Genomic DNA, 24,532 nt, shown 5'->3' with positions numbered 1-24,532 from the left:
TGCGGCTGATAATATTGCCGACAAATAAAGTATAACTTACTGTTTTGAGAGGCCAGATGCAGCTTTCCGTACCAGACTTTAACAGCGCTCGAGTGTTAGTCGTAGGCGATGTCATGCTTGACCGTTATTGGCATGGTTCCGCTGGGCGGATTTCGCCTGAGGCGCCAGTGCCGGTAGTACAGGTAGAGCAGGAAGTTTCTCGTCCAGGCGGCGCTGCCAACGTTGCAATTAACTTAGGTGCATTGGGTGTGCAGGTCACGTTGATTGGTTTGGTCGGCGAAGACGAGCACGCTGATATGTTGGCTAGTCAACTGTTGGCCGGCGGTGTCGAGGCACAACTCGATCGTATTGCAACACACCCAACAATCTGCAAATTGCGAGTGCTGAGTCAGCGGCAACAGCTTATCCGACTTGATTTTGAGCGCGGCTTCACACCGGCCGAGGCTAGCGGAATTAAATCACTTTTTGAGCAATCGCTCGACGAGGCAGATGTCGTTATTGTTTCTGATTACGCAAAAGGCACACTCTGCGACGTGCAGGCCATTATCGCGTCTGCAAACAGCCGTGGGATTCCCGTGCTTGTTGATCCTAAGGGGGCGGATTGGCGGCCGTATGTTGGGGCAACTTTATTAACTCCTAATCTAGCGGAGTTTGTCAGTGTGGTCGCAACTGATAAAGATCAGCCGCGAGATTACGAGCAAGATTACGAGGACAGGCACTTTCTTAAAAGCCAGGCTGCCGCGCTAATCGAGTCGCTTAATTTGTCTGCGCTCCTTGTTACGCGAGGCGCGAGCGGGATGTCTTTGTTCTCAGCTGCAGACTCGGACGTTCATCTTCCTGCACATGCCCAAGAGGTCTTCGATGTGACGGGCGCAGGAGACACCGTCATCTCCTTGCTTGGCGCTGGGCTGGCGGCTGGCATGACGTTGCCTGAGGCGACTAACCTGGCCAATTTGGGTGCGTCATTGGTGGTTGCGAAGGTCGGAGCTGCCTCGGTGAGCCCTGAAGAGCTGAAAGCGGCAGCGGGTATGATGATTGGTCAAAAAGGCGTTGTCGATTTGCCTACGCTAATGGCTCTGGTCGCCTCATCACGATTGAAGGGTGAGCGAATCGTGATGACCAATGGTTGTTTTGATCTTTTGCATGCGGGCCATGTTAGTTATCTGGAGAGCGCGCGGGCACTTGGCGATCGGCTTATCGTCGCGGTTAATGATGATCTGTCTGTGACGCGGTTGAAGGGTAAGAATAGGCCCGTCATGACTCTTGATCGGCGCATGCAAGTGCTTGCTGGCCTCGATGCGGTTGACTGGGTAATCCCGTTTTCAGAATCCACTCCGGCGCAGCTCGTACATCAGGTGCTACCCGATGTTTTAGTTAAAGGTGGCGACTATACCCCCGAGGAGATTGCCGGATCCGAAGCGGTGATTGCTGCTGGCGGTGAGGTGCGAGCGCTTGAGTACATTGAGGGTGAGTCAACCACTGCTATCCTGCGTCGGATTCAATCAACGGATTGATTGGTAGCCATTAAGAATTTGGGCATAGATTTCGCGGTGGCTGTCCTTGAACAGCGGTTCTTTGCGAATCGAGCGTTCCAGTCGGGCAAGGGATTGCTTGGCAAATTGCCGGTGCTCACCCTTTGCCTTTGGGCAGACCGATCCCTTATCCCAATCAATCACTGAAACTTCGTCTGACGAGTCAATAAGGATATTTCGCACATTGAGGTCTCTATGGCGCGCTCCAGCAGCGTGAAGGCGAGCTAAAACAACGCCAACACTGAACAGTAATTGATTTTCATGGTGGCTCGTTTGCCCTGAACTAATGAAATCGGGAAGGGGAAGAGCGTCAGGGATTTCGGCAGTAATGATGTCAGCGCTGTAGAGTAATTGGTGGCTGTCCTTCGAAATTCTTGCGGCGACGGGTTCGGGGACAGGCACCCCAACTTCCCGCAATTTTAAAAGTGTTTCCATTTCCATCCATGGACGAGTTCTGTTTAATCCTTGCCAAATAAAGCGATCTTTTGTGATGCGAGCCACAAATCCCCCTCGCCAATAGTGGCGTAGGACAAGTCGATGGCCTTCGTACTCAAAAAACCAGACAGCCGCCCTGCCATAGGCGGTTCGAGTCAGGATGCCTTCTTCGTGCAGCGCGAGTGGGTCAAATACCCAGCTCGGGAGTTCGGGCAGCGCTGGGGATGCTGGCCTGATAAAGTATTGATCTTTCGAGCGATGACAAAGTAAATGACTCATCAAAAATTACCGTATCCGAACAGTTCGTTGAAGCGATTATGCCTGCTCAGGCTCTCTGCTGTCGGCGACTGCTGTAATTTGTTGCCGGTTATACGAACGCTACAGCAATATTTGCCGAACACAGAACTGACCTGGGTAATTGGTAAGGGTGAGGCGTCTTTGTTTCGTGGGCTAGATGGAGTTGAGCTCGTCGAATATGACAAAAATACAAGGACAGGCACTTTTCGCGACACATTTAAATCCCAAAAATTTGATGGGTTATTGTTAATGCAAGTAGCCCTGCGAGCAGGTCTTGTGTCGCGTTATATTCACGCTCCGCTACGATTAGGTTTTGATGTTCCCCGCTCTAGAGACGGGCATGGCTTTTTTATTAATCAGCGAATAGCGCAGTCTGGTCCGGGCCATGTTATTGATGGCTTCTTCGGATTCGCGGAGTTTTTGGGTATTCCTGAGCGGGTCTTTCGCTGGGATATACCTGTCCCGGAAACAGCGACTTCCAAACTCGACAGGCTACTACCCGCATCATCGCAACCCTTGCTAGTTATCAGTCCTTGTAGCAGCCAGCGCAGCCGCAACTTTCGCAATTGGTCAGCTGAAAATTATGCGGCAGTGGCGAGGTATGCGGTGCAAAAGTGTGGTTTGCAAGTTGTCATAACGGGGACAGGCACCGCCGAAGAGCACGCGTATGCAAGCAAAATTCAGAGGATAGTTTCAGATTCCTTGCATAAGAGCGCGATGAAGGATTCGATGACTGTCCCTGTAATCAATCTTGTCGGGAAAACTGATCTAAAAATGCTTTATGCGTTGCTAGGCCGTGCAGTTGCAGTCATTGCGCCAGATTCTGGCCCTATTCATATGAGCGTTGCCGCGGGAACGCCAGCCATTGGTCTTTACGCTACTTCTAATCCGGACAGGACAGGCCCCGTTTTAGGTAAAAAATGGGTGGTCAATCAGTATCCTGAGGCTGTTAAACGTTTTATTGGGCGAGATGTTGCGACTGTTCGATGGGGGCGACGTGTACGTCATCCCGATGCGATGTCTCTGATTACTACCAGTATGGTGACTGAGCGGCTGGATGACTTATTAGCTACCCCGGTTAAAGCAAGGCTGGAGCAGGCTTTGAACTCTAAAAACGGTGTTGGTGATGATTAATTTAAAGCTTTATCAGGGCATCACTACGGCTCTAGCCCCGATTGCTTCAGCATATGTTTGGTTAAAGGGAATAAAAGAACCGAGTTATCGAGAAGGGTTACCTGAACGACAAGGAATTTTTTCAGGACCGCTGGAACCTGGAGCGATCTGGATTCATGCGGCATCAATGGGAGAGGCAAAGGCGGCTATTCCATTGGTAAAAGCGATGATGGATCGAGGTGACCGGGTATTCGTGACCACAACGACGCCGGCTGGGCGCCGAGTCTTCTTGAATGCCTTTGAAGGGGCGAGCTTGTTAGCTGGACAGGCATATATTCCTTTTGACTCTCCCGCTGCAACTAAACGCTTTATTGGTACAGTCAGGCCAAAAGTGGCTGTCCTCGTAGAACTTGAATTATGGCCCAACCTGCTAAATGAGTTAAACAAACAGAACATACCGATCGCGATCATCAGTGCCAGACTCTCTTGTAGGAGTCTCAATCGTTACCTGCGTTTAGGGTCTTTGATCAGACAGTCTGCTAATTGTCTTAGCCTAGTTGGTACTCAAACGCAGGCCGATGCAGAGCGGTTTGTTGAGCTGGGTGTCCCATCCGAGAGAGTCCAAACACTTGGCAGCCTCAAGTTTGATCAGAAGTTTGATGAAGATCAGTTGAAGCGTGGACGGAGATTGCGGCTGACAATTGGTTCGGAGCGGCCAGTTTGGGTTGCTGTTAGTGTTCGAGAAGGTGAAGAAAAAATTGTCGTGGCAGCGCACGAAAAACTCCGAGAACATTATCCGTCGGCGTTGTTGGTCATCGTCCCCAGGCATGAAACCCAATTTGCTTCGATTGCATCGTGGTTGCCGGAAACTAAGGACAGCCATGTTTTTTGGTCCGCTGGAAATCAGGTGCCCTCGTCAGCCGCATTTTTGATTGCCGATGTTATGGGCGAAGTTCCGGTCTTTTTGGCGGCCTCAGATGTCGCTTTTGTTGGGGGGAGTTTGGTGCCGGTGGGTGGTCATAATCCTCTTGAGCCTGCTGCACTTGGAGTGCCTGTCCTCATGGGGCCTTATGTGCGCAACTTTCAACAGATCGATGAGATTCTTGCTGACGCAGGTGGCAGGCTGCGAGTGGCCGACACGGAGCAACTCGCCAAGTCACTGATTTTCTTAATTGGAGATGCCAGTGAGCGACGTCAGATAGGGCAACGCGCCGCAGCTGTCTTTAGTGCTCACCAGGGGGTATGTAAACGAACAGCTGCAGCGATTTTTAAGGTTCTTAGTGATCAAGCATCCGATTGATTTTTGCAAGCTCGTCAACCGATAACGCGCCTGCTGCTAGTTGCAGACGAAGCGAGTTCACGAAGTAGGCATGCCGCGCTTGTTGATAGTTTCTTTCTGCATTAAAGACTTCTCTTTGAGCATTGAGTACATCAACGATTGTACGAGTGCCAACCTCAAATCCTGCCTCTGTTGCCTCTAGGGCCGACCGAGTTGATGCCCTAGCTTGATCGAGCGCCTTAACGCGTTCTAATGCAGTTAAAACGCCCCGATATGAATCTGCCGCATTACCACTCACTGTGCGACGGGCCTGCTCGAGGGATTCCAAAGCACCCGTATACTGCGATTGCGCCTCGCTTACCCGTGCGCTAGTGAAACCGCCTTGGTAGAAAGGGATGCTCAGTTGTATGCCTGCCGTTAGCTCATTGGCGCTAGCATCTTGACCATTTCTGTCATATTGCTCGGTTCCTGTGTAGCCAGCGACCAGATCGACGCGTGGTCGAGAGTTTCCTCGGCGAACATCGATTTCCGTCATCGCAGCAGAGGCAGTTAGTTGCGCGGCTGCAAGTTCAAGGTTTTCGTTTTCGGCAAGCTGTCGCCAACGATCGATGGATGCAGGCTGAGGTGCCGTAAGCGCCACGCCCTCCCGAACGGGAGACAGAGTCTGGTGGTCTTGGTTAGTAAGTTGTCGTATTGCCTCACGTTCAGCGTTCAATTGATCCTGAGCGTCTAAAAGGTCTGCACGGGCAATGTCAGCTCTTGCTCTTGCCTCCTCAACGTCTGTGCGGGCGATGACTCCAACCTCAAACCTCTCCTCCGCTTGCTCCAGTTGCCGGCCAATCGCTTGTAAGTTCGCTTCAGCAGCTTTGACGCTCTCCTCTGCATCAAGCACTGCAAAGTAGCGCTCCGCAACCCGCAAAATCAGATCTTGCTCTGCAAAGCTAAAGGTAATCTCTGCCCGATTAACGATGATGTCGGCTTGATCCACTAATTTAGATTGGTCAAAGCGATAAAGGGGTTGGGTTAGCGTAACGCCATAACGAAGCCGCTGATAATCGCCGGAGGGATCTACCTCAGGAGAAGAAATATCCGAGTCTTCCCAAATAGAATCAACACCAGCTGTTGCGGAGACATTCGGCTTCAATCCTGATCTGGCTTGCGGCAGCTGCTGCTCAGCAGCTCTTAGTGTTGCCATAGCTTGCTGAAACTCAGGATCCATGGTGCGGGCTATTTCATAAACCCGCATCAGATCATCTTCAGCGTGAGCAAAGCCGGATGTAACCACCAACAATAGACCCGCTAGTAATCGCGCGGCGGTTGCCTTTGTGAAGATGTGCATGCGCTGTCCTTTGTGTTTAAGCGAGGTCAGTAACGTTCGATGGTCGGCTCAGCTCTGAGCGACCAAGCATCTACACCGCCCTCGAGATTAATTACCTCAGTATACCCTTGATTAATCAGCCACTCAGCCACCAAAGCACTTCGGATACCGTGGTGACAAATAACAACCACCGGCGACCCTTTTGGAATATCTGATACGGCTTTTTCACTGAGCGTGCTCAGGGGCAATAGGTGGCTGTCCTTAATGTGACCAATATCTGTTTCCCAGCGTTCCCGGACATCCAAAAGGCACGGGCTGTTTGTTTTTTCATCTTCCAGCCAATCTTTCAGCGTATCGACGGAAAGTGTTGGGATTTTAGTCATTTAAAGCGTGAATGCGTGGCTTGTCTCCGCGCCAATCAGCGGAGGAGCATAGCCATCAAATAAACTTTCTGTAGACCACTGGTCTTCATCGATTCGAGTGATTAAAAGCGCTTCCATGATGGGTGGCTGTCCCGTAATTACAAACAGGCGCCCCCCTTGGGAAAGTTGCCGATGAAACTGCTGGTTTAGGACAGGCATCGAAGCAGTGACCACAATAACGTCGTACACTTCGCCATCTAGCCATCCGCTTGCCGCATCACCAAGCTCCGCGGCATAGTTCGTTATGCCTTGGGTAGTTAGGTTGTCCTTCGCCGCAACATGGAACTCTGGAAGCAGCTCTACTGTGGTTACGTGGGCGCATAGTGAGGACAGGCATGCAGTTAAAAAGCCGCTGCCTGTCCCAATTTCTAAAACGCGGTCCTTGGGCATTGGGTTGGTCGCCTGCAATAGCCGTCCCTGAATTTTAGGCTCCAACATAACTTGCCCATGCCCCAGTGGGATTTGCATGTCCGAGTATGCAATATCAACAAAAGCGCTAGGGACAAACTGATGACGCGGGATCATGTTTAGTGTTTCAAGGATTCGGTCGTTGAGCACTTCCCAGGCTCTAATCTGATGACCAATCATATTCCCTCGCGCCATTTGAGAATCTAGTTTGGTCATATCGTGATCTTTACCCAGTCGCTACTTGTGATGTGTTGAGCTGTTATAGAAGGCTGCTTTTAGGATGCCTGTCCTAAAAGCCACATTAATGATTGTAGTTTAGCGGACAGTCATCGCCAAATTAAGCAGTTTTCTGCCCTTTCGTTAAAATTAAATTTCGGGTATTTTTCGGAAAAATCTGTGTTACTGACTGAATTCATTGCATTTTTTCTTTTAACCCCCTGTATGAGGGTGTCTGCATGGGGGGTAGAGCTATGCATTTAACTAATGTTTACTAGATTCAGATCGGTCGTCGACGACCTGGTGGCAGCAAGGATGCTGATGATTCAATAGTCGGCGGCCGGTCTACTTTTCTACCCCTGATCGAGTGCCTGCCACCGTTTGTCAGCTTTTCGCTCCATCCCCCTTCCCAAAAGCAAGTTAAACAATGAAGGTGGTCCCTGTGAGCGGCCGCCAGCGGTTTTCGAAGAAGGGATGCCAGGAAATTTCGCTGGCGGTTGCCCACACCATTTTCATAATCGGAAAGTAAACCATGACTCAGCCTCGTCGAGAACTGATCCGCCCCGAAATTACGCCCTACTATCATGTTGTCTCTCGGTGCGTACGTCGGCAGTTTTTATGTGGGAACGATCCCTTGACGGGTAAGGATTTTTCTTATCGGCGAGAGTGGATACAAAACCGGCTACATCAGTTGGCTGGGATTTTTGCGATCAATATCTGCGCCTATGCTGTGATGTCCAATCACTTTCATGGAGTTTTGCAAATTGATCAATCCAGAGCTCAGGAATGGCCGCCTGAGGAAGTCGCCCGTCGTTGGGTAGAGTTATTTCCCGGGCCAGATTGGTTGGTTAGTGCAGCAAAAAGGACTTACTGGACCAGCGAGGAACGTGCTGCTCTCGCTCTGCGTGTAACCAAGTATCGGCAGCGACTTTCTAGCTTATCGTGGTTCATGCGGTGCTTAAACGAACAGATAGCTCGAAGAGCGAATAAAGAAGATGATGTGACTGGGCATTTTTGGCAAGGCCGCTTTAAATCCCAAGCCTTATTGGACTCGGCTGCTTTGTTGTCAGCTATGGCCTATGTGGAGCTAAATCCAGTGCGAGCTGGCTTAGTCGATTGTCCCGAAGAGTGTCAGTACTCTTCTGCTAGGCTCCGGGCTGAATCAGCTTGCTGCTCCACACCGTATGAATTACGAGCTCAGAGAAAGCAGAGTTTGGTGCCTTTTATTGGGGAATGCTCGCCTGAGTTTGAGCCGTCATCTGTAATTCCTGCTGAGCTTAATGAATATTTGAGTTTTCTTGATTGGAGTGGTCGATTGGTGAAGACCCAAGGTACCAGTCGGATTCCTGGTTCTTTGCCAGCAATTCTTGATCGGCTCGGCCTATCTGAGGCGGGTTATGCCAGCTATATTCGTGAGGGAGGTCGGCCGTTTTACGTGTTAGGGCATCCCTCTAGACTTTTTGAGCTGGCCGCGCGTTTTAATAAAAAAAGGCTTAACGGTAAGAAGTTCTGCGCCACTCTTTACAGAATAAATCCTACGGATGACGGGCCTTTATCACCCTTAAATAGTTAGATTCAACCAACAGCGCTTGCACTTCTGGCTAATCGCTGGTTAAATCTCCGATTCTTCGCTGTTTTATGACAGCTCTCTGGTAAAGCTTCAAGTCAGGAGGCCCCGATGGCCAAGGTTTGTCAGGTCACCGGCAAACGACCGATGACCGGGAATAATGTTTCCCACGCGAATAATAAGACGCGGCGTCGCTTTTTGCCGAACCTGCGTTATCACCGTTTTTGGCTGGATAGTGAAAGCCGGTGGGTTAGGTTGCGCGTATCCTCAAAGGGAATGAGAATCATCGACAAGCTTGGGATTGAGCAAGTTGTCGCCGATTTGAGAACCAAGGGCAATCGGGTCTAGTAGGAATTGTTATGAGAGATAAGATTAAATTAGTCTCCTCTGCGGGTACGGGGCACTACTACACCACCGACAAGAACAGAAGGAACACGCCGCACAAGCTCGAGTTCCGCAAGTATGATCCGGTGGTGCGTAAGCATGTGCTCTACAAGGAAGCGAAAATTAAATAATGCAGTTCGTGGAGATTGCTCGAAGGCCCGCCTCCCAGCGGGCTTTTTTTTGACTAGCTATGCCAGAGCTGCCTGAAGTTGAGACAACTCGCCGGGGGCTGTCCCCACATTGTGTTGGCGCCAAGTTAGTTGACCTAAGGGTGCGCGAGCCAAGATTGCGTTGGCCGGTTTCCTTAACGATGCCTGTCCTCGTAAAAGACCGCCTCATAAAAGCGGTAGATAGAAGGGGCAAGTACCTATTGTTCCTTTTGGAAAGTGATGGGGGGATGCTCCTGCATCTCGGCATGTCCGGAAGCGTAAGAGTTGTGCCTTCTGGTTCACCTCATTTAAAACATGATCATGTGGACCTGGTGCTTGATAACAGCACTGAGCTTAGGTTTCATGATCCACGTCGCTTTGGAAGTTTGCATTATGCGGAGCAACCTTTGGAGGGACACCCCCTTTTACGCAAACTCGGCCCGGAACCGCTATCTGATGCATTTAATGGGGGATATTTGTATGCGAAGAGCCGCAGTCGAAGGCTAGCTGTTAAGCCGTTTATTATGGACAGTCACATTGTTGTCGGAGTCGGTAACATTTATGCGGCTGAGGCGCTTTTTCGGACAGGCATCCATCCAGCGCGTTCCGCCGGTAATATCTCGATGGGGCGCTATGAACGCTTGGCTAATCAGATTCGTGAGGTACTGACTGAGGCGATAGAGATTGGTGGTACGACTCTTCGTGACTTCACTAATAGCAAGGGTGAACCTGGGTATTTTCAACAGGCATTAAATGTTTACGGCCGTGGCGGCATGCCATGTAAGCGATGCAACTCGACTCTTAAATCGATAACGCTGGGGCAGCGCGCAACAGTCTACTGCCCTCGGTGTCAGCGTTGAAAAAGTCCCTAATAGTGCCTGTCCCTTATTACTTACCCCTTGAGTTCGGCCAACAGTCGATCAGTAAATTCGGTTGTGGTGGCTGTCCCACCAAGGTCCCGAGTCAGAACGCGGCCCTCACCCGTGACGTTTTCTAGCGCACCCATTAAGTCATCTGCCGCTGCCTGTTCGCCCAAGTCTTCAAGCATCATGACCACAGTCCAGATCATTGCGATAGGGTTGGCGATATTTTGACCTGCGATGTCAGGCGCTGATCCATGAACTGGCTCGAACATTGAGGGAATAGATGGATCAGGATTGATGTTTGCGGAAGGTGCAACGCCAATACCGCCGGCAGTGGCTGGGCCTAAATCTGACAAAATGTCGCCAAAAAGGTTAGTGCCAACTACCACATCGAACCAGTCAGGATGGGTAACAAAATTGGCTGCCAAAATATCGATGTGATATTGCTCTACATGGATGTCCGGATAGCGCTCTGCAATAGCTTCAACCTGTTCATCCCAAAATGGCATGCTGTGTTTGATACCGTTAGATTTGGTTGCATAGGCGAGTTTTTTCCGTGATCTTGATTGGGCGGTTCGGAATGCATAATCCAAGATACGCTCGCTACCTTTTTTCGTTATGACGGTTGCTTGAATCGCCATCGCCTCTGGTAGGCCGTCATAAATGCGACCTCCAATGTCAGAGTATTCACCTTCATTGTTTTCACGCACGACGAGGTAATTAATGTCTTCTGGGCCCCGGTCTCTTAAGGCAGATGTCAGCCCGCGGAGTAACCGTACTGGCCGCAAATTGACGTATTGCTGAAATTCTCGGCGTATAGGTAAAAGCAGCCCCCAAAGCGAGACATGATCCGGAACGCCGGGGAAGCCAACGGCTCCCAATAAAATGGCGTCATGTTCGCGAAATTGGTGAAGCGCATCGTCTGGCATCATTTGGCCGTGTTTTGCGTAGTATTCGCAGGAGTAGGGAAATTCGGTGAAGTCGAAATTGAGTCCTGGGCGTTTTGCCAGCGCTTCTAAGCAGCGAATGCCGGCAGGCGTTACTTCTAATCCAATACCATCTCCAGGAATCACAGCGATGCGATGCGTCGTCATAAACTCTCTCCTGCTAATAATTTCCGTAGTCTACCGTAGCAACTTGCTGAGTTTCACGAATCGATTGGCTTAAGATCTCCGTTCTCCAAATGAAACCATCGATCGGCAGGCGGCAGTACTTTGCGATCATGTCCGAGCAACAGTGTCGTGCGCCCTTGAAGCCAATGAGCTAGGTAGTCAGAAATATTTTCGGCGGTTTTTGAATCTAGTCCTGAAAAGGGCTCATCGAGCAAGACTGCCGGAGGGTCGCGCAGCAAGACCCGAGAGAGGGCGAGGCGACGTGCCTGTCCTTGAGAGAGCCGAGTACCGGATTCACCCACCCAAGTATTAAGGCCGTCAGGGCAATTTTCGACGAACTCGGCCAGTTGCACAGCCTCTAGGACTTCCCAGAGCTTTGCGGTGCCTGTCCTTGAATTTCCCGACTCCGCAATTCGCAAGTTATCGGCAATTGTGGTGCTGAAGAGGTCGGTCTGTTGAGTGAGGCAGGCTATCTGATTGAAGAGAGCCTTATAGGCGATCGCTGTAATGCGATGCCCGTTGATAAATATTGAGCCACTATCTGCTGTGAGCTGTGCGGTTAGTAAGCTCGCCAAACTAGATTTTCCGGATCCTGACGCGCCGACTATCCCTACGCACTCCCCAGGTTGAATGGTGAGTGAAACGTTATTTAAAACCGTCGCACCAGCCCCCCGAGTTAAATAAATATTGGTTAGGCACAGGGTCGGCTTATCTGATTGAACAATGTCTGTCCTGCTGGCTGTGTGTGCACTTTTCTGCGTTTGATTCATATCTTCACGCAAACGAACTGCGGACGCGCGAGCCCGAGCCAAATGCCAACCTGCTGCAGGGAGAACGCCCAACGGCTCAAGTAGCGCCATGAGGGCAAGCGGCATCATGACAGCGATGGCGCCACTCACGGTGCCTGTCCCGTAAAGATACAAAGAAAATAAAAGCACACCCACCATGCTCAGTTGCAAGCCAGCGGCCAGGATACTTTCGCCCGTAGCAACCCGGATGTTGGTGTCGGCGTTCAACGCATGGTCATAGCGTTCGATAGTTAATAGCCGGTCACGGTGGTGCCGCAGGCTCCCGAATGCCTGCAAATCAGCGAGTCCTTGCAAGTGGTCGATTGTGCCTGCTCGAAGTTGAGCGTTCGATTCTGCGAGCGCGGAAGTCGATGCCTGTCCTTTTAACCATCCCCGCCCCAAAGACAGCCCAGCAAGAGCGAGTAGGGTGAGGCCAACACTAAGGCTCAGCGCGACGGAACCAAAAAGGAGTAACAACATGGTGATTACTATGGCTAAGACGGCGACGATAGGCGGGGCGATGCCGCGGAGGAATAGGCCGTCAAGGCGGTCGATATCAGTCGTTAGTCGATTTAGTAATTCGCCGCTGCGCAGACGAACGGCAGCGGTAGGAGGAAGGCGTGCGATGGATTTAAAAAGATTGACGCGTAAGTCGCGGAGCAGCTGCAGTACTGTGTCGTGATTGACGATGCGCTCGAAGTATCGACTCACCGTTCGTGTAACAGCAAATGCGCGAATTCCCCCGCCGGGCACGTAAATATCGAAAGCGACTGCTACCCCGGCGGCAAGCAGCACTCCGGTCACAGCAGTTGCGGTGATGAACCACCCGGATAATGCGAGAAGCCCAATCCCAGATGCTGCCGTTGCCAGCATGAGCACGGTCCCCAGGGCGAGGCGGGCGCGATAGCGCATGAATAATCGCAAATACGGCAGTAGATCAGACATGCGTGATGTGCTCGAGTTGGCCATTAACGATCTGATAATGCCGATCGACATGCTGTCTCAATATTGGGTCATGGCTGGCGATGATAATTAGATGCTCTTGCTCAGCGAGCCTATCGATGCTTTCAAGAATGGTTTTTTCTGTCTCAGCATCGAGCGCGTTGGTTGGCTCGTCTAATAAAACGAGTGGTGCGGTTGAGACCAGAACTCGAGCAAGAGCAACTCGTTGTGCCTGTCCTCCAGAGAGTGAAAGCCCGCGCTCACCAATCACGGTATCTAGACCATCGGGTAAACGGGGTAGAAATTCAGTAACGCCAGCCTTTTGCGCCGCAGCGTTTATCGCCGAGTTTGAAGCGGCCGGGTTACCTAGTCGAATGTTCTCCCGAATGCTTGTGTTGGCGAGGAATGCAGGCGAACCGAGCCAGCCAATCGAGGGGTTTTTAAAGTGCCTGTCCAGTTTGCCGCTCACCGGAAGCAAGCCAGCTATGGCCAATAATAGAGAGGTTTTACCGCTGCCTGATGGGCCTTCGATAAGAATGCGCTCTCCGAGTTGAGCACTAAAATGAGGCACATTGAGGACAGCCACCCGGCCGCCCCCAACCCGGCCGCCCCCACCTTCGCCCCGCTCAATTCGCACCGCTTCGAGGGTTAGGTTGGGTTGGGGCACGGCCAGGTCTGCTGGTTGTGCTGTGTTGGCAGGCGCTTCATTCGGTGAGTAGCCATCGCTGGCTGGCTCGCTTGCTTGGTCAAGTTCTAACAACAACTCTGCGGCGCCCAAGGCTGCAGCGCGATCGTGATAGTGCTGTGCGAGGGTGCGTAAGGGCTGGAAAAATTCAGGGGCTAGGAGTAGCACAAACAGACCGCTGAACAACGTCAGAGATGGCGCAGGGCCATATTCGATATAACCGAGGAGGCCAAATCCGACATAAATTGCCACCACGGCGATGGCTACCGAGGCAAAAAACTCAAGCACGGCAGAGGAAAGAAACGCGACGCGCAACACCCGCATGCTGCGTTGCCGGTACTCATCAGAGGCATGAACGATGTCATCGACGGAGTCTTCAACGCGATTAAAAAGTTGCAAGGTGGTTAATCCACGGACGCGATCCAGGAATTGCCCGGAAAGGCGTGAAAGCGCAGTAAATTGATTTCGGTTCAAACGCTCAGCGCCCATGCCAACCAGCGCCATAAATAGAGGAATTAACGGCGCAGAAAGGAGTAAAAAACTCGCTGCTAGCCAATCTTGACTGAAGGCTGTTAAAGCAATCGCCGAGGGGACAGCCACCGCAATAAAAAGCTGTGGGAGGTAACGCGCGAAGTAGCCATCTAATGCATCGACTTGATCTGTGAGCTGACTGGCAAGCTCCCCGCGGCTCTTGTCGTTAAATCCGGTAGGTCCAAGTGCTTCAGCTTTTAGGAGTAGGCGCTGACGAACGGTAGAGCGAATTGTCTGCGATGCCTGAATGCCTGAGCGAGCTTTCAATAACTGGAAGATAGGTCGCAGTAAAACAACGATAACCAAGAAAGCAGCGGCAGCCGCTAAATTACTAACTGCCTGATTTTGCATCACTACTTGATGGACCAGCCAAGCGATAAGGCCAGCCTGGGCGATGATTAATAAGCCCTCAGCAACGCCATAAAGCGCGGCAAGTCGAAGCGGCCAAAAAGTGACTGTCCTTTGTTTCGCAAGCCATTGAGATGCGGTCACCGCTAGTGATAGCCCTCACCGGCGCGCACTTTTCCTCGGAATACCCAGTAGGTCCAGGCGGTGTAGCCAAGCACCACGGGAATAACGAAGAGCACGCCGATCAATAGAAATAGCTGCGATTCTCTGGCCGAAGCTGCGTCGTACAATGTGTAGTCGGGCGGCACCACGTAGGGCCATTTGCTGGCAAGTAGGCCCAGATAGGTGAAGATAAAAAGTGTCATCGTTGCGACGAATGGCGTGCCTTCGCTGCGATTACGAACAGCACGCAGGATGACGAACGCGCTGAGCAGCGCGCCGGCTGGCAGCAACCAAATTGAGAAGATGTTGCTAAACCACCGATCGCGGACGAATTGATCGACCAACGGCGTCCAGATACCGATAACCACGAAGATGAAAAGCACCGCGGCGAGTAATTTGGGCGTCAGGCGGTAGGCCCAATCTTGGATTTCGCCTTCGGTTTTCATGATTAGCCAAGTGCTGCCTAGCAAGGCATAGCCCAACACTAACCCTACGCCCGTCATAACGGAAAACGGCGTTAGCCAATCCAAGGCGCCACCCACATAGACCTTATTTTCAGTGGCAAACCCCTGAATGTAAGCGCCAACAACGATGCCCTGTGCCAGTGCAGCCACGGTTGAGCCACCCGCAAACGCGGCGCTCCAGTATTTCTTCGTTTTTGGCGTGGCTTTGAAGCGAAATTCGAAGGCGACGCCACGGAAAATCAGGCCAGCCAAAAGTAAAAATACGCCGAGATACAACGCGGGCAAGAGCACCGAGTAAACTAGTGGAAAAGCCCCGAGCAGGCCCGCACCACCGAGCACGAGCCAAGTTTCATTGCCATCCCAAACGGGTGCCACGGTGTTCATCATGACATCTCTGGATGTCTCATTAGGCGCGAAGGGATACAAAATGCCAACACCCAAATCAAAGCCGTCCATAAGGACATACATAATCACGCCAAACGCAATAATGACGGCCCAAATCATGACAAAGTCGATCATGACCAATCTCCTTTGATGGGGCTAGCTGGGCTGCCCTGAGTAATAGGGCCGCCAGCAGATAGTGGACGCTTGGCATGCGCGCCAGATTCTGCGGTATTTGAGTGACTGTCCTTAGAATCGCCTTCATCCATGCCGCCCATCACAAGGCGCCAGATGTAGTAGCCGCCGGCGGAATAGACAACGGCGTAAACGCTCATGTATCCGATTAGCGTTGCTAACGCCATTCCGCCGGTTAGCGACGGCGTAAGACCTTCTGTCAGGCTGATCATACCGTGCACGAGCCAGGGTGATCGCCCGACTTCAGTGGTAAACCAGCCGGCAATAACGGCAATAAAAGGTGTTGCAATCATTAGCGGCAGGATGCGATGGAAAAGGCCTGGCTTGTAGAGTTGCCCACGCATTCGCAACACTAATCCCCACAAGGCCACTGCGATCATCAGCAGCCCGATGCCAACCATAATCCGGAACGACCAGAACACGATAGCGACGGGCGGTTGTTCCTCAACAGGCGTATCTGATATCCCTGGTACTACACCGTCTGCGCTATGCGTGAGGATGATGCTGGCAAGGTTTGGAATGCCAATTTCGAACCGGTTGGTCTGGGCGGCCTGATCTGGCAAGGCAAATAAAAGCAGGGGCACATTCGATTGTGTTTCCCAGTTGCCTTCCATTGCTGCCACTTTGACAGGCTGGTACTCAAGCGTATTGAGGCCATGAAAATCGCCAATCACGGCCTGCGCTGGCGCGAGTATCAAGATCAACCAAAGGCACATTGAAAGCGCGCGGCGATTGACTTCCACTTGGTGCTGCTTCATCAGATACCAAGCACTTACACCGGCAACCACAAAGGCGCCTGTTAAAAAGCTGGCGACAGCCATATGAGCAAACCGATAAGGGAACGACGGATTGAATATCGCCTCGCCCCAGCTGCGGACATGCAAAATACCATCTTGGAATTCGACCCCGGCTGGTGTGTGCATCCAGCTATTGGCGACTAAAATCCAGAATGAGGAAATGAACGTACCGAGCGCCACCATCAGTGCAGCGAAGAGGTGGGTTCCCTTAGGCACTTTATCTCGCCCAAAAAGTAAAACACCCAAAAACGCCGCCTCAAGGAAAAAGGCAGTGACCACCTCGTAACTTAATATCGGGCCAAGGAAATTGGCGGACATCCAAGAGAAGTTGCTCCAGTTCGTCCCGAATTGAAACGACATCACAATGCCTGAGACAACGCCCATACCAAATGTCACCGCGAACACCTTCGTCCAAAAGCGACTGAGCTGTGCCCATTGGGGGTTGTTCGTTTTGAAGTGCAGGCTCTCGAGCAGCGCAATATAAGACGCCAAGCCGATGGTAAACACCGGGAAGATCGCGTGGAACGAGACCACAAAGGCGAATTGAATTCGGGAGATAAGTAGCGGATCTAATTCCATGATGCTGCCTCAGTTATTCCGGTTCGCGTTGCTAAACTGCTCAAGCTGAGCGATGTCTATTAACTCAACTTTTCCGCGTTCAAGCTGTACCAGCCCTTTTCGCTCAAAGTCTTTAAGTAGTCGGCTGATTACTTCGCGTGCTGTGCCAAGTTCTGCCGCTAAAGCTTGGTGCGTGGCGTGTATCACGCCGTCTCGTTGTATGTTCAATAACCGTTCTGCTAAGCGTTGACTGAGTCGCCCAAAGGCAACCTCCTCAACGACACCCATCAGGGTCTGCATACGGTTGCCATAACTCTCCAATACGTATCGACGAAAAACCGGGTCTTCGTCGATCAGTCGCTGCGCTGTTGGAGCGGCTAAGAGCAAAACGTGACTGTCCTCTTCTGCGATGGCTTCGGAGTCATATCTGCCCGATCCAAATAAACAAGCCAAGGACAGGGGGCAGACATCTCCTTCTTTGAGTCGATAAAGCACGATTTCGTTCCCAGAAACCCCACTCATTTGTAGGCGGATTGCGCCTTTAATAATCAGTGGTAGCCCAGCGCAGGCCTCACCCGGGCCAAAAATCGTGGTCCCTGCGGGAATATTGAGCTGACGGCACCGGCGAAAAAGATCGGATCGGTCTAATTCGTCTAGTCCCGAAAGTGCTGGGTGTGAATAATCCACCACCACTTGAGCGTTACTGTGCTCCATCGCTATGTCTGCCTCCGTGACTTGATCACTGAAAGACCCGGAATCATGAGCGCCTACTAACCCGTAATCAGTATATACAGGAGTTCCAATCGTGTTCACGCAAAATGTTGGGTTAATTGATCGTGTGGTTCGCGCTGCAGCAGGCATCTTTTTGATTGCGCTAGCCGTGTTTGGCGAAGGGATGGCTTGGGGCTGGATTGGCGTTGTGCCGCTCGCCACTGCAGCTGTCAGTTTTTGTCCGGCCTATCGGTTGCTGGGCCTTAATACCTGTGGGCGCCAATAAGACGCCCCCACCGGTTGACGAATTTTTGAGCGACTCGCTTAGTAGTCGCAGTCCATTTCTTTTGCCCGTTGCCGTGTGGCAGCGGGGTCTCTGCGATTACGCTTAACCTCTGGGCTTGCTTCTGGCCAACCCTGCAAGTTGTCCATCAACAGATCGGTTAGCATGTTGAGGTGGTCGTCGCGAGAATTTAGAGCGCGAATGTAACGCAATGACTCGCCGCCATGTTCTTCGAAAATTTCCGCGTTTTCGCCTTCGATCTCTTCCAAAGTTTCTAGGCAATCGGCCGAAAATCCCGCGCAAATCACGTCAAGCTTTTTCATGCCGGATTTGGCCAATGCTTCAACAGTGGCGTCGGTATAAGGCTGAAGCCACACTTCGCGGCCAAATAAAGACTGAAATGTCACTTGCCATTCGCCATCGGGAATTTCGAGTCGTTCAGCCACTAAGCGTGCGGTTTTTTGACACTGGCAATGGTATGGGTCGCCATTCAAAAGATACCGCCGAGGTGTGCCATGGAAGGAGAATAGAATTTTTTCTGCGCGACCATGCTCACTCCAGTGTTCGGTAATGGTGTTAGCTAGCGCTTCAATGTAATCCGGATCGTCATGATATTGCCCGATGAGACGCAGCTCGGGCACCCAACGCCAGCGCTTGAGTTCATCAAAAACGGCATCATAAGTTGAACCAACAGTGGCCGCTGAATATTGCGGATAGAGGGGTAATACAATAATGCGCTCGGCGCCTTGCTCGCGAAGTTTGCGAAGCCCTTCGCGAATGGAAGGATTGCCATAGCGCATGGCCAGCTCTACCGAAAAAGGTCCACTGAGTTTTTCAGCTAAGCGTTCGCTAATTCCGGCAACTTGAGCTTTGCTGATTGTTAGCAATGGCGAGCCTTCATCCTCCCACACCTCGGCATAAGCCGCCGCTGACTTTTTAGGGCGAGTGCGTAAAACAATGCCATGGAGAATGAGCCACCATAGAGGACGATTAATTTCCACAACGCGTGGATCACCTAAAAATTCGGCAAGATAGCGCCGCAGGGCGGGGGCTGTTGGTGCATCAGGGGTGCCCAGATTGGTGATAAGCACGCCGAGTCGAGGAATGTCGTCATGACGGGCGTTCGGCTTCGCGCTGAACATTGGCATAGGTGTTTTCCTGAGTAACTGTATCTTTGTCTATGATAGGCGGGAACGCGGTCTTAACGTAACCCACTCAGCATTGGTTCGGTGGCTGTGCATTCAAGATTACGCAGCAAGCCATCACTAATGTTGTAAACCAAACCGTGCACCCGCACCGGTAAGCCGCTTTCCCATGCGCTACGAAGTATGGGTGTCTCACTTAAACGAATGACCCCTTCAATCACATTTAGTTCGGCCAGTCGATTTTGACGGGCGGTGTCATCTGCTAATTGCGCCAGTTCTGTGCGGTGTTTTGCCGCTAGCCGGCGTATGGGCTCCAGCCAATGATCAGCAAGACCGTGGTGATGCGACTCCATGCTGGCGCGCACGCCACCGCAACCGTAGTGCCCGCAAATCAGCACTTTGCGAATTCCAAGATTATTAATGGCAAACTCGAGTGCACTCAGTAGGTTTAAATCAGAAGAATGAACAACATTGGCGATATTGCGATGGACAAACACCTCTCCAGGCCCTTGTTTAGCGATAACATTGGCTGGAACGCGACTATCCGAGCAGCCGATCCAAAAGAATTCTGGCTGCTGGCCTTTGGCAAAATCCTCAAAATAATGCGGATTTCCTTTGCGTTGGGATTCCGCCCATTCCCGATTCCGGCTGAGGAGTTCGTTTACCATCGTTATTCTCTTTTTTTCGCGAGTATAAACAATGTCGAACATTGAAGTTCAACGAAAGCGAATTCGGCATTTTTATATTCGAGTGCTGCCGCCCAACGGCAAGGTTGTGGTGAGCGCGCCGCATGGCGCAAGCCAAGACGCCATCACGCAGCTCCTTGCCGATCGCGCCGGCTGGGTGCGTAAACAACAGCAGCGCATTGCCGAGCGAGAACAAGCGTATCCCGTAGCGCCGCCTGTGGAAGATGGCAGCCAACACATCTTTGAAGGCCGAAATTTAACCCTCGTGATTCGTGAAACGCCGGGGCGGGTGGCGATGTCAGTAAAAGGACAGGCACTTTTTCTCCGCGTCCCGCCAGGCACAACGGAGGAGGGGCGGCGACGAGCGTTGGAGCAGGCGTATCGGCAGGCGTTAAAAGACCGTCTGCCGTCGCTTATTGCGGCGTGGGAGCCAGTTATGGGGGTAAGCGTGGCGGAGTGGCGGGTGCGGCAAATGAAGCGATTATGGGGCAGTTGCAACACCCGAGCGCGGCGTATTTGGCTGAATTTGGAGTTGATTAGACGCCCGCCGGCAGCATTGGAGTTTGTCGTGGTGCACGAGATGACGCATTTACTTGAGCGAGGTCATAATCAGCGTTTTTATGGGTTGATGGATCAGTTTATGCCGGATTGGCGTGAGCGACGTAGCGGGCTTTATGCGCGTATAATTGAGTGATAGTTACAAAAAATTTGAGGAGCTGAGATGTCGATTGAATTGAAGGACCCATCCCTACTTGAGCCGCGGGCACTGATTGCTGGCGAATGGATTGCGGGGGCTTCACAAGCAGATGTTATTAACCCGGCAACGGGTGAGGTTGTGGCGCGTGCTGCAGACCTAGGCGTGGATGACATGCGTCGAGCCATCGATGCAGCCTACGCGGCTGGCCCGGCATGGTCTGCAAAAACGGCTAAAGAGCGCGCCGATATCCTGATGCGCTGGCACGACCTGATGATGGAGAATCAGGAAGATCTTGCCCAGATTTTGACCGCAGAAATGGGCAAGCCGATTGTTGAGTCGCGGGGCGAAATTGCCTACGGCGCTAGCTTTATTCGTTGGTTTGCTGAAGAAGCTCGTCGCATTTATGGCGACATTATTCCAGCGCCAATGGCCGATCGGCGGATGATGGTACTACGCCAACCGATTGGTGTGGTGGGCTCCATTACGCCATGGAATTTCCCGAATGCGATGATCGCACGCAAAGTTGCGCCAGCACTGGCCGCCGGCTGTACCTTTGTGGGCCGGCCCGCCGAAGACACGCCGCTTTCGGCAACCGCAATGGCGGTTCTCGCGCAACGAGCCGGCGTGCCTGATGGCGTGATTAATATCGTAACGGGAACTGACGCTGCAGGCCTCGGCTTAGAGCTTTGCACGAACTTTAAGGTACGCAAGCTCACCTTTACCGGCTCAACAGAAGTGGGCCGAATCTTAATGCGCCAGTGTGCACAAAACATCACCAAACTCTCGCTTGAGCTCGGTGGCAACGCACCGTTTATTGTGTTTGATGATGCGGATGTAGATGCCGCCGTGGATGGCGCAATTGCCGCAAAATTCCGTAATGGAGGTCAAACCTGTGTTTGTGCCAACCGCATTTACGCGCAATCTGGCATTTACGATGCGTTTGTTGAGCGACTGGCTGAGAAAGTGGCTGCACTGCAGGTGGGGCCAGGCCATGACGATCAAACCCAAATTGGTCCTTTGATTAACACCGACGGGGTTGCCAAGGTTCAGCGACATCTTGATGACGCTGTCGCACAAGGCGCCCGGGTTCTAACGGGCGGTAAGGCGCATGCGCTGGGCGGTCTGTATTTTGAGCCAACCGTGGTTGCAGACATTAGTAAGGGAATGGCGCTCTTAAATGAGGAAACCTTCGGTCCACTCGCGCCCGTCGCGCGGTTTAACACAGAAGAAGAGGCGATTACGCAGGCCAATGACACCGAATTTGGTTTGGCGGCGTACTTCTTTAGTCGCGATCTATCCCGAATGTGGCGTGTTTCTGAAGCGTTGGAGTACGGCATCGTGGGAGTTAATTCTGGGGTTGTTTCAACGGCCGAAGCGCCCTTTGGCGGCGTAAAAGCCTCAGGCCTTGGCCGCGAAGGGTCGCGGTACGGTATCGAGGATTTCCTCGAAATGAAATATATCTGCGTCACGCTATAAGCGTTTAAGGGAGTGATGAATGACTAAGCCAAGGACGGTGCCCGGGCGCGCCACCCGTTTTGCCATCGCGTTAGGTGGTGCCCTATTTTTGGGCGGTTGCGCCAGTGTGGGTCAGCAACAGCAGATGGAGGCTTTTTCTGCCCACTGGGTGGATGGCGATTATCAAGCGGCAGCGCAGGTGACTGGCGGTCAGCCAGGTTCGGTAAGCGAATCTGAAATTAATCAGCTCAGCCTCTTTGAGTTACTGCATTTCGCTGAGGCGTCTCGCCTTCTCGGTAACGATGAAGTGGCTGTGCAAGCCTTTGATCGCACGGAAGAGTGGTTTCGTCGTTTCGATGAACAAACACTGGCTGCCGCCGCGGCACAGCAGGTGTCTGCGGTGTTGGTAAACGATACCGTGATGGAATATCGCGGTTATCTTTATGAGGCGATCCTTGCTAATAGTTATAAGGGCTTGTCGTTCCTCTCGATGGGAAATGCTGAGCTGGCGCGTGTTGAGTTTAATCGGGCGGATGAGCGAACCCGCCGGGCCTTGGCTTATTTTGCCGACGAGCTGGAAGCTGAGCAGCGGGCGTTAGCCCAAGAAGAGGGCCGGCGGGAGCAGGCCCAAGCCGTGCAGGCATCGATGCGGAATCCCAACACGCAACAGGCATTGCGTCAGGCCTACGGAGACCCTAACCGATGGGCGGCTTATCCAGATTTTGTGAACCCATTTGCCACCCATCTCCATGGCCTGCATTTTATGGCCAGCAGTGCTTCGTCACAAGATATTGAGCGCGCGGTTAATTCGTTTGAGCGAGTGGCGGGGATGACCGGAAACGCGGTTGCCGCCGCCGATCAGGAACTGGCTGAGCAAATAGCAAGCGGTGCCTTACAGCGTGATGCGCTTCCTGGCCTGGTTTGGGTGGTTTATGAAAACGGCGTTGGCCCCCATTTGGTTGAAGATCGGATCGATCTGCCATTGGTGCTTATTACCGGCGGCCAGCGCGGCACACCGTACTACACGGGGATTGCGCTGCCTCGCCTAACGGGTGGTCAGTCGGCGTCAGCCGCTATCACCGTAAGCGATGGTGCAGACAATCAAGTGCGCACGGGGCAGCTCGCTGAGATGGAGCGAGTGATGAACACAGAGTTCAAGGCCCGCTTTAATGGGATTTTGTTTCGATCGATGACCTCTGCAGTGGTAAAAATGTATATGCAGGCGGCAATCTCAGAGGAGTTTGGAGATGTGGGCGGTTTGCTATCAGGCATTGTGGCGGCAGCAACCACCCAAGCCGATACGCGGTCATGGCGCGCGCTGCCTAACGAGTGGCAGATTGCTCGCTTACAACAACCTGCAGGTGGGATGTTGAGCGTTAGTGGCCTAAGCGGCGGTCAGCTGCAAATCAAGATGCCTGATTGGCCTATGACGATGGTTTACATCAAACAGCCGAGTGCTGCGGCCATGCCGATAGTCCGGTTGATTGATTTGTCGGGTCGTAATCGTGCTATCAATCCCATGCTCGATCGGCAAGTGGCAGGAGGATCGTAATGAATAATCGATTAGCAAAGTGGTTTGTGATGACGGTGCTGGCACTGGCTGTCTCAGCGTGTGCGCCAATTCAAACGGAACCCCGGGTGACGTATCCGATTGTTCCTGAGGGCAGCTATTTGGATCTGGAATATCCGGTTACTAACCGAATGCGCCAAGTCGAGGTGCAGATTATCCGCCCGGGTACCCGCCCGGTGGTGATTGTGACGGGGGTGGGTAGTCGGTCACGAACCGGAATCGAGTGGTCTGCAACCTGGGTTGATGGCAACGGTCGAGAAATTCAGGGAACAAGCAGCCGGTTTCGACGGGCTACGATCAACCCCGGGGTTCGATTCCAACTGGAGGCTGAGGCACCGGTTGAATCAGCCCAAACCGTCCGCGTTCGAATTCGTCAATCTGGAAATATGTGAGGTTTAAAAGATGGCCCCTTCATACATTAAACAAATGGGTATCGGGAGCATCGTTTTGCTCGCATCGTTGGTCATAATGGGTTGTGCCCCGTCCACCGTTTACGTGGATACTGCAGACGATCGAGGCGAGGCGGTAATGGCCTTGGACTATCGTGATTTTGAAAGTGCTGCCGGCGAAATGGTTGATGGCATGCTCGGTTCGCGCGCGTTGGAAAACCCGCAGGGCGGACGTTACGTATTGGTCGTTAGCCGTATCGTGAATGACACCATGCAGAGGATCGATACCGATCAGCTCGTGCGTAAAATTCGGTCTGACTTGCTGAACTCGGGTCGTGTTGTCGTTACCACAGCGGTGGGGCTGGATGGCCCGGAGGACGAAATGAATATGGCCGTTCGCCAGCTGCGCGAGAGTGGCGAATTTAATCAGGATACCGTCGAAGGTGAGGGGCAGTTAATTGCACCTGATTTATCGTTATCCGGCACAATTCGACAGCGCGACATTCAGATGGATAACCGCCAGCAGCAGGTCGAGTACTACTTCGAGTTAGCAATCACAGACCTCACAACGGGGCTTGCCATTTGGGAAGACCAAGAGGTGATTGTTAAGCGTGGTTCTAATCGCGCCCCCACTTGGTAATTAGGAGGCA

General features: G+C 52.3%; 25 protein-coding genes. 13 read left to right on the top strand and 12 right to left on the bottom strand.

The genetic code is table 11. The annotated features are described in order from the left end of the window. The first annotated feature begins 56 nt into the window (after positions 1–56). Entirely contained in the window at positions 57–1,514 is a 1,458-nt protein-coding gene (gene hldE / locus GH984_RS05995) for a bifunctional D-glycero-beta-D-manno-heptose-7-phosphate kinase/D-glycero-beta-D-manno-heptose 1-phosphate adenylyltransferase HldE (RefSeq protein ID WP_153719314.1), read from the top strand. On the opposite strand, the gene GH984_RS05990 is transcribed toward hldE, so the two are convergent. Next, positions 1,503–2,246, bottom strand: coding sequence for a 3-deoxy-D-manno-octulosonic acid kinase (locus tag GH984_RS05990; RefSeq protein ID WP_153719313.1), 744 nt, complete (start codon positions 2,244–2,246; stop codon positions 1,503–1,505). The two genes, hldE and GH984_RS05990, sit on opposite strands and share 12 nt — an antisense overlap. Between GH984_RS05990 and GH984_RS05985 the strand changes: the two genes are divergently transcribed. Both GH984_RS05985 and GH984_RS05980 read left to right on the top strand, forming a co-directional pair. Next, the gene (locus GH984_RS05985) at positions 2,238–3,398 is read left to right on the top strand and encodes a glycosyltransferase family 9 protein (protein ID WP_153719312.1); all 1,161 of its coding nucleotides are present in this window, start codon (positions 2,238–2,240) and stop codon (positions 3,396–3,398) included. The two genes, GH984_RS05990 and GH984_RS05985, sit on opposite strands and share 9 nt — an antisense overlap. Next, positions 3,391–4,677: a 3-deoxy-D-manno-octulosonic acid transferase gene (locus GH984_RS05980; protein WP_153719311.1), complete on the top strand. Its 1,287-nt coding sequence runs from the start codon at positions 3,391–3,393 to the stop codon at positions 4,675–4,677. Before GH984_RS05985 ends, GH984_RS05980 begins: the two co-directional genes overlap by 8 nt. Here the strand turns inward: GH984_RS05980 and GH984_RS05975 are convergent. Genes GH984_RS05975 through GH984_RS05965 form a run of 3 tightly spaced genes read right to left on the bottom strand, consistent with a single transcriptional unit; the run spans position 4,655 to position 7,020 of the window. Beyond that, positions 4,655–5,995 carry a TolC family outer membrane protein gene (locus tag GH984_RS05975; protein WP_153719310.1) on the bottom strand — a complete coding sequence of 447 codons (1,341 nt, stop codon included), beginning with the start codon at positions 5,993–5,995 and terminating at the stop codon, positions 4,655–4,657. The genes GH984_RS05980 and GH984_RS05975 overlap by 23 nt on opposite strands. Positions 5,996–6,021: 26 nt before the next feature. Further along, positions 6,022–6,357, bottom strand: a complete 336-nt coding sequence (locus tag GH984_RS05970; RefSeq protein WP_153719309.1) for a rhodanese-like domain-containing protein — start codon at positions 6,355–6,357, stop codon at positions 6,022–6,024. Beyond that, complete coding sequence (locus GH984_RS05965; protein ID WP_153719308.1) at positions 6,358–7,020, bottom strand: protein-L-isoaspartate O-methyltransferase family protein; 663 nt, start codon at positions 7,018–7,020, stop codon at positions 6,358–6,360. Positions 7,021–7,552: 532 nt separating this feature from the next. Between GH984_RS05965 and GH984_RS05960 the strand changes: the two genes are divergently transcribed. The 4 genes from GH984_RS05960 to mutM all read left to right on the top strand — a co-directional run bounded on the left by GH984_RS05960 (position 7,553) and on the right by mutM (position 9,980). Next, on the top strand, positions 7,553–8,593 hold the full coding sequence (locus tag GH984_RS05960) for a transposase (protein WP_153719307.1): 1,041 nt from the start codon (positions 7,553–7,555) through the stop codon (positions 8,591–8,593). A 105-nt stretch (positions 8,594–8,698) separates the two neighbouring features. After that, complete coding sequence (rpmB, locus tag GH984_RS05955; protein ID WP_153719306.1) at positions 8,699–8,935, top strand: 50S ribosomal protein L28; 237 nt, start codon at positions 8,699–8,701, stop codon at positions 8,933–8,935. Between the two features lie 11 nt (positions 8,936–8,946). Next, complete coding sequence (gene rpmG / locus GH984_RS05950; RefSeq protein WP_153719305.1) at positions 8,947–9,102, top strand: 50S ribosomal protein L33; 156 nt, start codon at positions 8,947–8,949, stop codon at positions 9,100–9,102. 59 nt (positions 9,103–9,161) lie between these two features. Then, a complete protein-coding gene (mutM, locus tag GH984_RS05945) occupies positions 9,162–9,980 on the top strand; it encodes a bifunctional DNA-formamidopyrimidine glycosylase/DNA-(apurinic or apyrimidinic site) lyase (RefSeq protein ID WP_153719304.1) in 819 nt (272 codons plus the stop codon). 32 nt (positions 9,981–10,012) lie between these two features. On the opposite strand, the gene GH984_RS05940 is transcribed toward mutM, so the two are convergent. Genes GH984_RS05940 through GH984_RS05915 form a run of 6 tightly spaced genes read right to left on the bottom strand, consistent with a single transcriptional unit; the run spans position 10,013 to position 17,660 of the window. Further along, positions 10,013–11,077, bottom strand: a complete 1,065-nt coding sequence (locus GH984_RS05940; RefSeq protein WP_153719303.1) for a tartrate dehydrogenase — start codon at positions 11,075–11,077, stop codon at positions 10,013–10,015. A gap of 53 nt (positions 11,078–11,130) precedes the next feature. After that, entirely contained in the window at positions 11,131–12,828 is a 1,698-nt protein-coding gene (gene cydC, locus GH984_RS05935) for a thiol reductant ABC exporter subunit CydC (RefSeq protein ID WP_172973186.1), read from the bottom strand. Continuing rightward, positions 12,821–14,533: a thiol reductant ABC exporter subunit CydD gene (gene cydD, locus GH984_RS05930; RefSeq protein ID WP_369691964.1), complete on the bottom strand. Its 1,713-nt coding sequence runs from the start codon at positions 14,531–14,533 to the stop codon at positions 12,821–12,823. Before cydD ends, cydC begins: the two co-directional genes overlap by 8 nt. Before the next feature lie 2 nt (positions 14,534–14,535). Then, positions 14,536–15,534 (bottom strand): cytochrome d ubiquinol oxidase subunit II, encoded by a 999-nt coding sequence (gene cydB / locus GH984_RS05925; RefSeq protein ID WP_153719301.1) that lies wholly within the window; start codon positions 15,532–15,534, stop codon positions 14,536–14,538. Next, the gene (locus GH984_RS05920; protein WP_153719300.1) at positions 15,531–16,967 is read right to left on the bottom strand and encodes a cytochrome ubiquinol oxidase subunit I; all 1,437 of its coding nucleotides are present in this window, start codon (positions 16,965–16,967) and stop codon (positions 15,531–15,533) included. Before GH984_RS05920 ends, cydB begins: the two co-directional genes overlap by 4 nt. Positions 16,968–16,976: 9 nt before the next feature. After that, entirely contained in the window at positions 16,977–17,660 is a 684-nt protein-coding gene (locus GH984_RS05915; protein ID WP_153719299.1) for a Crp/Fnr family transcriptional regulator, read from the bottom strand. A gap of 91 nt (positions 17,661–17,751) precedes the next feature. On the opposite strand from GH984_RS05915, the gene GH984_RS05910 reads away from it, so the two are divergent. Beyond that, the gene (locus tag GH984_RS05910; RefSeq protein WP_439959282.1) at positions 17,752–17,943 is read left to right on the top strand and encodes a YgaP family membrane protein; all 192 of its coding nucleotides are present in this window, start codon (positions 17,752–17,754) and stop codon (positions 17,941–17,943) included. Between the two features lie 38 nt (positions 17,944–17,981). Here GH984_RS05910 and hemH read toward each other — a convergent pair whose 3' ends face one another. Together hemH and GH984_RS05900 are read right to left on the bottom strand one after the other, a co-directional pair. Next, the gene (gene hemH / locus GH984_RS05905) at positions 17,982–19,088 is read right to left on the bottom strand and encodes a ferrochelatase (protein WP_172973185.1); all 1,107 of its coding nucleotides are present in this window, start codon (positions 19,086–19,088) and stop codon (positions 17,982–17,984) included. A gap of 53 nt (positions 19,089–19,141) precedes the next feature. Continuing rightward, entirely contained in the window at positions 19,142–19,753 is a 612-nt protein-coding gene (locus tag GH984_RS05900) for a carbonic anhydrase (protein ID WP_153719298.1), read from the bottom strand. A gap of 31 nt (positions 19,754–19,784) precedes the next feature. Between GH984_RS05900 and GH984_RS05895 the strand changes: the two genes are divergently transcribed. From GH984_RS05895 to lpoB, 5 genes are read left to right on the top strand one after another with little or no spacing between them, the layout of a single operon-like run. After that, a complete protein-coding gene (locus GH984_RS05895) occupies positions 19,785–20,465 on the top strand; it encodes a M48 family metallopeptidase (protein WP_153719297.1) in 681 nt (226 codons plus the stop codon). A gap of 27 nt (positions 20,466–20,492) precedes the next feature. Further along, positions 20,493–21,944, top strand: coding sequence for an NAD-dependent succinate-semialdehyde dehydrogenase (locus GH984_RS05890; protein ID WP_153719296.1), 1,452 nt, complete (start codon positions 20,493–20,495; stop codon positions 21,942–21,944). A gap of 19 nt (positions 21,945–21,963) precedes the next feature. Further along, a complete protein-coding gene (locus GH984_RS05885; protein ID WP_153719295.1) occupies positions 21,964–23,475 on the top strand; it encodes a COG3014 family protein in 1,512 nt (503 codons plus the stop codon). Further along, positions 23,475–23,885 (top strand): putative periplasmic lipoprotein, encoded by a 411-nt coding sequence (locus GH984_RS05880; RefSeq protein ID WP_153719294.1) that lies wholly within the window; start codon positions 23,475–23,477, stop codon positions 23,883–23,885. The genes GH984_RS05885 and GH984_RS05880 overlap by 1 nt, the downstream gene beginning before the upstream one ends. A 10-nt stretch (positions 23,886–23,895) precedes the next feature. Further along, positions 23,896–24,522, top strand: a complete 627-nt coding sequence (gene lpoB, locus GH984_RS05875; RefSeq protein ID WP_216643629.1) for a penicillin-binding protein activator LpoB — start codon at positions 23,896–23,898, stop codon at positions 24,520–24,522. The last annotated feature ends 10 nt before the right edge of the window (positions 24,523–24,532 follow it).

It is taken from the genome of Spiribacter salilacus, from assembly GCF_009649225.1.
Taxonomy (GTDB): Bacteria; Pseudomonadota; Gammaproteobacteria; order Nitrococcales; family Nitrococcaceae; genus Spiribacter; species Spiribacter salilacus.
This window is presented reverse-complemented; position numbering and strand designations above follow the sequence as displayed.

What these genes read in the sequence shown, in the direction of transcription:
- hldE (WP_153719314.1), top strand. Translation starts at nt 57, where the DNA reads ATGCAGCTTTCCGTACCAGACTTTAACAGCGCTCGAGTGTTAGTCGTA.
- GH984_RS05985 (WP_153719312.1), top strand. Translation starts at nt 2,238, where the DNA reads ATGACTCATCAAAAATTACCGTATCCGAACAGTTCGTTGAAGCGATTA.
- GH984_RS05990 (WP_153719313.1), bottom strand. Translation starts at nt 2,246, where the DNA reads ATGAGTCATTTACTTTGTCATCGCTCGAAAGATCAATACTTTATCAGG.
- GH984_RS05980 (WP_153719311.1), top strand. Translation starts at nt 3,391, where the DNA reads ATGATTAATTTAAAGCTTTATCAGGGCATCACTACGGCTCTAGCCCCG.
- GH984_RS05975 (WP_153719310.1), bottom strand. Translation starts at nt 5,995, where the DNA reads ATGCACATCTTCACAAAGGCAACCGCCGCGCGATTACTAGCGGGTCTA.
- GH984_RS05970 (WP_153719309.1), bottom strand. Translation starts at nt 6,357, where the DNA reads ATGACTAAAATCCCAACACTTTCCGTCGATACGCTGAAAGATTGGCTG.
- GH984_RS05965 (WP_153719308.1), bottom strand. Translation starts at nt 7,020, where the DNA reads ATGACCAAACTAGATTCTCAAATGGCGCGAGGGAATATGATTGGTCAT.
- GH984_RS05960 (WP_153719307.1), top strand. Translation starts at nt 7,553, where the DNA reads ATGACTCAGCCTCGTCGAGAACTGATCCGCCCCGAAATTACGCCCTAC.
- rpmB (WP_153719306.1), top strand. Translation starts at nt 8,699, where the DNA reads ATGGCCAAGGTTTGTCAGGTCACCGGCAAACGACCGATGACCGGGAAT.
- rpmG (WP_153719305.1), top strand. Translation starts at nt 8,947, where the DNA reads ATGAGAGATAAGATTAAATTAGTCTCCTCTGCGGGTACGGGGCACTAC.
- mutM (WP_153719304.1), top strand. Translation starts at nt 9,162, where the DNA reads ATGCCAGAGCTGCCTGAAGTTGAGACAACTCGCCGGGGGCTGTCCCCA.
- GH984_RS05940 (WP_153719303.1), bottom strand. Translation starts at nt 11,077, where the DNA reads ATGACGACGCATCGCATCGCTGTGATTCCTGGAGATGGTATTGGATTA.
- cydC (WP_172973186.1), bottom strand. Translation starts at nt 12,828, where the DNA reads ATGTCTGATCTACTGCCGTATTTGCGATTATTCATGCGCTATCGCGCC.
- cydB (WP_153719301.1), bottom strand. Translation starts at nt 15,534, where the DNA reads ATGATCGACTTTGTCATGATTTGGGCCGTCATTATTGCGTTTGGCGTG.
- GH984_RS05920 (WP_153719300.1), bottom strand. Translation starts at nt 16,967, where the DNA reads ATGGAATTAGATCCGCTACTTATCTCCCGAATTCAATTCGCCTTTGTG.
- GH984_RS05915 (WP_153719299.1), bottom strand. Translation starts at nt 17,660, where the DNA reads ATGGAGCACAGTAACGCTCAAGTGGTGGTGGATTATTCACACCCAGCA.
- hemH (WP_172973185.1), bottom strand. Translation starts at nt 19,088, where the DNA reads ATGCCAATGTTCAGCGCGAAGCCGAACGCCCGTCATGACGACATTCCT.
- GH984_RS05900 (WP_153719298.1), bottom strand. Translation starts at nt 19,753, where the DNA reads ATGGTAAACGAACTCCTCAGCCGGAATCGGGAATGGGCGGAATCCCAA.
- GH984_RS05895 (WP_153719297.1), top strand. Translation starts at nt 19,785, where the DNA reads ATGTCGAACATTGAAGTTCAACGAAAGCGAATTCGGCATTTTTATATT.
- GH984_RS05890 (WP_153719296.1), top strand. Translation starts at nt 20,493, where the DNA reads ATGTCGATTGAATTGAAGGACCCATCCCTACTTGAGCCGCGGGCACTG.
- GH984_RS05885 (WP_153719295.1), top strand. Translation starts at nt 21,964, where the DNA reads ATGACTAAGCCAAGGACGGTGCCCGGGCGCGCCACCCGTTTTGCCATC.
- GH984_RS05880 (WP_153719294.1), top strand. Translation starts at nt 23,475, where the DNA reads ATGAATAATCGATTAGCAAAGTGGTTTGTGATGACGGTGCTGGCACTG.
- lpoB (WP_216643629.1), top strand. Translation starts at nt 23,896, where the DNA reads ATGGCCCCTTCATACATTAAACAAATGGGTATCGGGAGCATCGTTTTG.